7 protein-coding genes are annotated in these 6438 nt (G+C 54.1%); 1 reads left to right on the top strand and 6 read right to left on the bottom strand.

What is annotated here, in order from left to right; translation table 11 throughout:
• The first annotated feature begins 1 nt into the window (after nt 1).
• Nucleotides 2–352 carry a transposase family protein gene (locus tag K336_RS0112075; RefSeq protein WP_081660792.1) on the top strand — a complete coding sequence of 117 codons (351 nt, stop codon included), beginning with the start codon at nt 2–4 and terminating at the stop codon, nt 350–352.
• On the opposite strand, the gene K336_RS18095 is transcribed toward K336_RS0112075, so the two are convergent.
• The 6 genes from K336_RS18095 to K336_RS20270 form a co-directional block, all read right to left on the bottom strand.
• A complete protein-coding gene (locus K336_RS18095; RefSeq protein WP_162142622.1) occupies nt 336–1247 on the bottom strand; it encodes a zinc-dependent alcohol dehydrogenase in 912 nt (303 codons plus the stop codon). The two genes, K336_RS0112075 and K336_RS18095, sit on opposite strands and share 17 nt — an antisense overlap.
• 16 nt (nt 1248–1263) lie before the next feature.
• Nucleotides 1264–2427 (bottom strand): MFS transporter, encoded by a 1164-nt coding sequence (locus K336_RS18090; RefSeq protein ID WP_081660841.1) that lies wholly within the window; start codon nt 2425–2427, stop codon nt 1264–1266.
• A gap of 41 nt (nt 2428–2468) precedes the next feature.
• Nucleotides 2469–3497 (bottom strand): ketoacyl-ACP synthase III family protein, encoded by a 1029-nt coding sequence (locus K336_RS18085; protein ID WP_081660840.1) that lies wholly within the window; start codon nt 3495–3497, stop codon nt 2469–2471.
• Between the two features lie 4 nt (nt 3498–3501).
• Complete coding sequence (locus K336_RS18080; RefSeq protein WP_081660839.1) at nt 3502–4746, bottom strand: sedoheptulose 7-phosphate cyclase; 1245 nt, start codon at nt 4744–4746, stop codon at nt 3502–3504.
• A 282-nt stretch (nt 4747–5028) separates the two neighbouring features.
• Nucleotides 5029–5628 carry an ISAs1 family transposase gene (locus tag K336_RS18770; protein ID WP_162142621.1) on the bottom strand — a complete coding sequence of 200 codons (600 nt, stop codon included), beginning with the start codon at nt 5626–5628 and terminating at the stop codon, nt 5029–5031.
• A gap of 487 nt (nt 5629–6115) precedes the next feature.
• Nucleotides 6116–6400, bottom strand: a complete 285-nt coding sequence (locus tag K336_RS20270; protein WP_155945107.1) for an integrase core domain-containing protein — start codon at nt 6398–6400, stop codon at nt 6116–6118.
• Nucleotides 6401–6438 lie beyond the last annotated feature (38 nt).

Raw genomic sequence — 6438 nt, 5'->3', positions numbered from 1 at the left:
GCTGCCCGGCCGGGTCCATGATGCCCGGGCCCTCACCGAATCAGGCCTTCTCGAGGGTCCGGGCGAGACCACGACCCACGATCCGGGTTCTTCCTCCGTGCCTCACATCGCGGACAAAGGGTATGTCGGGATGGGCCTGATCACCCCTGTCAAGAAACTCCCGGGTCTTCCCCTGTCCGAGGCCGACAAGAACTTCAACCGGGCCATCGACCGGATCAGGTGGAGGATCGAACAAGTCATCGCCCACCTCAAAACATGGAAAACCCTCAAAACCGGTTATAGACGCCCCATCGACGCCCTCCCGGACGCCATCACAACAATACTCGGAATCATATTCACCTACACCCTATGAATAAGCCTCGATGTTTTCGAATAAATTTTACCGCTACCGGATAATGATCTACCCCGTGACGTATTCCTATCAAACCCTGACCTTTGAGCGCGAGTTCAGATACATTAATTTTGGTATCTGCTGGTGGAACTCCTACGAGTACAGCCGTACCTCCGGTCTTAAGAGTTGATTGGATGCTTTCTGTAGCGGAAACAGAACCAGAGCATTCCCACACCATATCGTAAGCATCAAAATTATCTGAACTCAGACTACTGACTGTACTGATACCGAGATCAACGAGATAAGACGGAAGGAGAGGATCAACAACCTCAACATCGACTGGGTACTGCCTTAAGGCCAATGCGGCAAGACTCCCAATCGTCCCGCCCCCCATAATGAGTATCTTGTCACTTGGCCTGGGCCGTTTCGCAGCTATTCCTTCGAGTACCGTCACGAGAGGTTCAACTAGAACATGCTCTGGTCTTGGGATTGCGTCAACTGATTCATCAACCACAGTAAGCATGTGCGCTGGCATAACAATTCGTTCAGCTGCAGCACCAGCATAATCATAAAGGCCGACTTCCTTGACATGACTACAAAGATTCCTGTGCCCTGAACGACAAGCGTTACAAGTAAGACAAGGTATCATGGTGCTTCCAGTGACGACTGACCCACGATGCAGATATGTGTCGCCAGCATCTGCTGGAGGCACTTCAACAGTTCCCACCCACTCATGCCCGAAATTATGTGGATAACTCGTTTGTCCTTTGCGAAGATAATTCGACGTACCATGATAAATTTCCAGGTCGGTTCCGCAAAGACCAACGTAAGCGACACGGATGACTGTCTCACTGTTGCTTTGCACCCTGACATCAGGAATCTCGTATACTTCAACAGATCTGATGTCAGTTAGCATTCCAGCTTTCATATCATTACTTCGTTTCATAATTTGAGGTAAAGGTATTGGCAACCCACAACAGAGCAGCGGCTGCCAATGCGAGCACGGCCCCTAACAAAGGCAGAACACCGAGACCAAGACCCAGCGAAAGTGACATCGAACCAATCCATGCACCTACGGCATTGGCTAGTTGGAATCCAGCAATGTTGACGGTTGTAGCGAGATTTGGTGCGCTGCTCGCAGCATCGATCAATTTTGAAGTCAGCGGAGAGATTATAGAAAACCCAGCCGCTCCTACAACAAACATCCATGGTCCTGTGAACCAAGGATACTTTCCAAGGAAGAACAAAATTAACATTGATAGAACGAGCGAACCCAAAGCACCGTATAGAGTAACATTCATGTTTTTATCGGCATAATAGCCGCCAAGCATGTTCCCAACGATCGATCCAATACCAAAGACGAAAAGGAGAACTGTAATGGTACTTGATCTGAACCCCGTGTGCTGTCCAAGATAGGGTGAGATGAATGTAAACAGCACAAATAAGCCTGCTTGACTGAGCATCGTCAACCCAAGCGCCTTCAGCACCTCACCACGCCGGAATACTTTAACTTCAGCAGCTATCCCCCCACCACTACGCTCTGGGACGCGGCGAATCGTCAAAACCAAAGCGACTGTCACAACCGTTTGCAAGACTGCAACAATGACAAAGGATGTTCGCCATCCATATTGGTTCCCCACCAGGGTACCCAAGGGTACCCCTAGAACAGTCGCTAAATTGAGACCTAAGGTGATTCTAGAAATCACTCGACCTTGGAATTCCGGCTCAACGAGCGTCGTCGCAACGACAAGGCACAATGCAAAAAAAGTTGCATGTGGCAGAGCAGTCATGATTCGCGCGATAATTAAAATGATGAAATTGTGCGCTACCGAAGTAAGAACATTACCCGTGATGAACAGTGTCATCAACCCTACGATAAGAGGCGGGATTCTCTTCACGCGTGACGTGAAAATGGTGAGGGCTGGCCCTCCTACGACCACTGTGAGAGCATACACAGTAACCAACAAACCAGCAGTCGCCTCACTAACTGCTACATCGCTGGCGATCTGTGGCAGAACTCCCGCAATAAGATATTCGATGGTCCCGACTCCAAATACTCCAAGAAGCATCCAAAAGATGAGCAGATTGATATTCATGGATATCTCTTTGTGAGGTGAAGTATTAATATTCGAAGTCACTATTCCTCCTGTCCAGTACAGTGGAGAATCGCACAGCCCCATGTAAACCCTGCGCCTATCCCTATTAAACCAATATAATCTCCTGGACGAATTCGTCGTTCAGATCTGAGATAACTAAGACCGAGCAGAGGATCTGCTGCCCCCGTATGACCAATTAAAGCACCAAATTTCGCAGTCGTTTGATTCCGATGAATATCCAACGGATCAAGGCACTGACGTTGAAGAAGAGTCCGACCGAAGTGAGGAACCGCCCAAACCTTCACGTCATTCTGTTTCACTCCAGCACACTGCAATGCATGAAAGACTGATTCCTGAAGCCCTTTCGAGTTCGCTTCCCAGAATGAGTCGAAACCTTGAGCACGTGCATAGTCGCTCGCCCTAGCACGCATACTGAAGGGAAGAATTTCCCTGTATTCAGGAAGGTCAATAGAGGCGCTTCCACGATGGATCTTCTCGTATCGCGAATTCTGCGTCAAGACAGTTGAGAGCACCTCGAAGGGTCCGTTTTCGCGAGTTAGTATCATCGCAGCAGCCCCGTCCCCATAAACCAGTCCGGAATCAGATGCCCATCGGTCAAACAACGGTAACCGCCAAATATCAGCAGCAGTGAGGAGACCATAACCGTTGGAGCCGATATAACGTGCCATGATATCTATACCTACTATTACCCCAGCACAAGTATTTCGTATTTCGACTGCGAGCGTATTAGGATGTCCCAGCTTATTTCCTATGTAGGCACTGCCGTTCCACGCCTCAAGTCCAGTGTGCAGAGCTACAGCATGCACAATAATTTCTGGACTCGAGTCAACAGTTACATAGTTCTTGAACTCTGCAAATGCCTCGCTCCCAGCCCACACTGACATATCTGGGGCCGTCTCATCCGATTTTCCTGCCGCTGCGCTAATCTGTTGTGTTTTCTCATGATCCTCTCTTGTCAAACGACCTGAGCGCAATGCTTCGTCAGATGACTCAAGAGTGTTCGGAATATAAGTTCCAAGACCCCCAATATAAAGTCCCTCCCACTTCATGTGTTCAACCTTGTGTCTTCTGCCAGGGGCGCAGTCCGGTGCTCTCGCTCTCAGACGTGTTTGAAATAACCTTTAGTTGAGCAACCGACGAGGCTAATTCGTCTTCAGTAAGATCATTAATGAACGTGTATTCACCGATTCCAACAGGAAGGGGAATACGCTGTTTCCCTCCGCGATGCCGAAGCGTATCAGTGAGTGCTTCATTGAGAACCTTCGGTTTCTCAAGCAGAGAATTCCACGTTGGCAACTCAAAGCCCCTCATAACATTAAAGATGCGGTCAAGATCAAGACGGCTCATCAGGCCTCGATTGAAGGAGATCACGCTGCTCAGCGCCATATCAATATTGACGGCCTCACCGTGCAAAAGTTCTGGGAGCGCTCTCATCTCAATCGTTGGGCTGAAAGTGTGCCCATAATCGACGCACCGTTCAAGATTTGCCTCCCAGAGGTTAGGCTGAAGTTCTTTAAGCATAAGCTGGACTGCCATGGTGATGATCTTGTTCGTCTCGACAGTCAATGTCTGGTCAGTTCTACCAAGATCAGCATTCAACACAGCCTTACCGTGACGCTCGAGAAGGCTCATCAGATCTGCAGATCTGATAAGGGCCATCTTGAGGATTTCAGCAATTCCGTTGGCGACATGACGACGATCAAGGGTGCATAGGAATGACTGGTCAAGATATGAAACAACAGGGGCAGCGTAGGTCCCTATTCTGTTCTTACCTAGTCCGAAATTGACACCCGTCTTGATTCCGATGCCTGCATCAACTATCCCTATGAGGGTGGTAGGGATCCTGATGTAAGGCGTATTACGTCTATATATACTCGCAGCGAATCCCACGATGTCGAGAAGGGTGCCGCCACCGATTCCAATGACCGGTTCCCTGCGGCGGTCAATCCCCGCAGTAGCCATGGCATTGATAACTGTTTCGACGGATTTCCAATTCTTTACTACCTCATGGGCCTCAAGAACATGATAGATCGGAGTGACGTCATGATATTGAAAATACCGTCGAATTTCAACCCCGTAAAGCTTGTCAATAGCCGCATCGATCACCACAAACCGCCGCGAACCTGGGAGGGCCGCAGGAACATCTCCCATTGTTGCCAGTGTCGGGTTGCCAACGCTAAAAAGCTGTCGCGAAACAATGACATCGTAGGTGATCTCACGCTTCGCACGTACTGTCCACCTGCTTGATCCTTCACGAGTGACGTGGCGTTCAAGACCAGCTTCTTGAACATCGATCATGCCTAACTCCCATCTTCAGAACATGAGGCCACTGGGCCAGATGGACCCCCATAGACCCCGCTGACCCGGTCTGCGCTGATCCCCCTTACTCGAGCCAGACCTCGGTCTATCCGAAGCTGAGTGTAGCACCATTCATGTAGTGGTCGCTACATGAATAGCCTGGTGAGTCTCATCTCACAACTACGCGACGTGGCATGGAGAGAGACCACGACTCTGCTGGTGCCCCACCCGGCGGTACGCGCCTGGGTGTGTATGGCGTCGGCGGTGACCACTGTCCTGGTCCTAGTGGTGCGTGTGCGCCGGATCTTGACCACCTGGCGGGCACCGGGGAAGTCGATCCAGGCCGGGGCCACGACCGCTTGGACCGTGCGCGTGACTCGCCGCCCGTGTGAGTTGGTCGGGTCGGGAGTCGCGTGGGACGTGTTTCCAGGGCAGGCGCTTCAGAGCGTGGTAGAGACTCGGCTGGTTGGCCTTCACGGTCAGGACGCCGTGCTGGTCTGTGATCTGTTCGGCGGTGTCACTCCGGGTGTGGAGGGCGTCCATCGTCACCACGGCCCCTTCCAAGTCCATCAGGGCCAGAAGGCACCGGGCAGCGGGGATCTCGTTCTGCTTGCCCGCAACCTGACTCTGGCGCAGTGTCAGGCCGTCGTGGTGACTGTGGGCTGCTACCAGGTGCGGGGCTCTCGTGCCGGCGTCGCGGGCCCCGCGGATGGTCTTACCGTCCAGCACGATGGCGAGTCTGCCGCCGTTGATCTGCGCACGGCATCGTAGCCATGCCCCGCAGATCAGGGAGAAGGTCTCGACGTTCAGGGCCACGATCACCCGGTGAAGGGTGGCCCCGCTCGACACGCTGGCGGGCAGGCCGAGCAGGGCCAGGATCACGGGGAGCCGGTGTCGGCGGCCTCTGGGTTCGCGGGGGTCCTGGTTCGCGGGGGTCCTAGACACGGGTGAACAGTTGGGACAGGTTCGCTGCGCGCAGGACTGTCGGGTCGACGGCAGGGGCCGTGACGGCAGAAGATGTCACTGTTGTGCCCCGGGTTTGGTGGGGGCAGTGGTGGCAGGGGGATCGCTGCGTATGGGGGCAGAGGAGGTACCCGATCAGGTTGAGGGATCGGGCGACGAGGATGACGGTGGAGGCCCTGGCTGACCCCGCGAGGTCGAAGGGGGCGATCCGGCGGATCGCCGGCGGGCTGGGCATCCACTCGGAGGCTCTGCGCACGCGGGTGCGGCAGGCGGAGGTCGACCAGGGAGCACGGCCCGGGACCACCACGGGCGACGCCGAACGCATCGAGGGGCCGGCGTTGGAGGCCCGCGAGTCGAGGCGGGCCAACGCGATCTGGAGTGATATGGTTGGAGTGATGTGGGTTTTTCAGGTAGTGGTTGATGGGTGGTCTCGGGCTGCTGTCGTGTGCTGTTGTCTCCATCCGGTGTCGGCTTGGTCGGGGGTCCGGTGGTCGATCGCCGAGTGGAGACGCTCGCGGTCGCATCGTGACCCGGTCCGGGCCGTCGCGTCCCGGATCGCATGGTCCCGGGCCGAGCGGACCCCACGGTTCACGAGTTCCCTCCTCAAGACCGCGTTGAACGACTCAGCAAGGGCAGTGCCACAGCAGCTGCCGGTCCGCCCGACGGACGGGAGAACCCCGCGGCCGGCCATGAACCCCGTGCATCCGGCCGACGCGCATCGAGCCCCCC

It is taken from the genome of Propionibacterium acidifaciens DSM 21887 (genome assembly GCF_000426605.1).
Lineage (GTDB): Bacteria > Actinomycetota > Actinomycetes > Propionibacteriales > Propionibacteriaceae > Propionibacterium > Propionibacterium acidifaciens.
The sequence above is the reverse complement of the archived record's forward strand: the minus strand, read 5'-3'. Positions and strand labels throughout refer to the sequence as shown.

What these genes read in the sequence shown, in the direction of transcription:
- K336_RS18095 (WP_162142622.1), bottom strand. Translation starts at nt 1,247, where the DNA reads ATGCTAACTGACATCAGATCTGTTGAAGTATACGAGATTCCTGATGTC.
- K336_RS18090 (WP_081660841.1), bottom strand. Translation starts at nt 2,427, where the DNA reads ATGAATATCAATCTGCTCATCTTTTGGATGCTTCTTGGAGTATTTGGA.
- K336_RS18085 (WP_081660840.1), bottom strand. Translation starts at nt 3,497, where the DNA reads ATGAAGTGGGAGGGACTTTATATTGGGGGTCTTGGAACTTATATTCCG.
- K336_RS18080 (WP_081660839.1), bottom strand. Translation starts at nt 4,746, where the DNA reads ATGATCGATGTTCAAGAAGCTGGTCTTGAACGCCACGTCACTCGTGAA.
- K336_RS20270 (WP_155945107.1), bottom strand. Translation starts at nt 6,400, where the DNA reads ATGGCCGGCCGCGGGGTTCTCCCGTCCGTCGGGCGGACCGGCAGCTGC.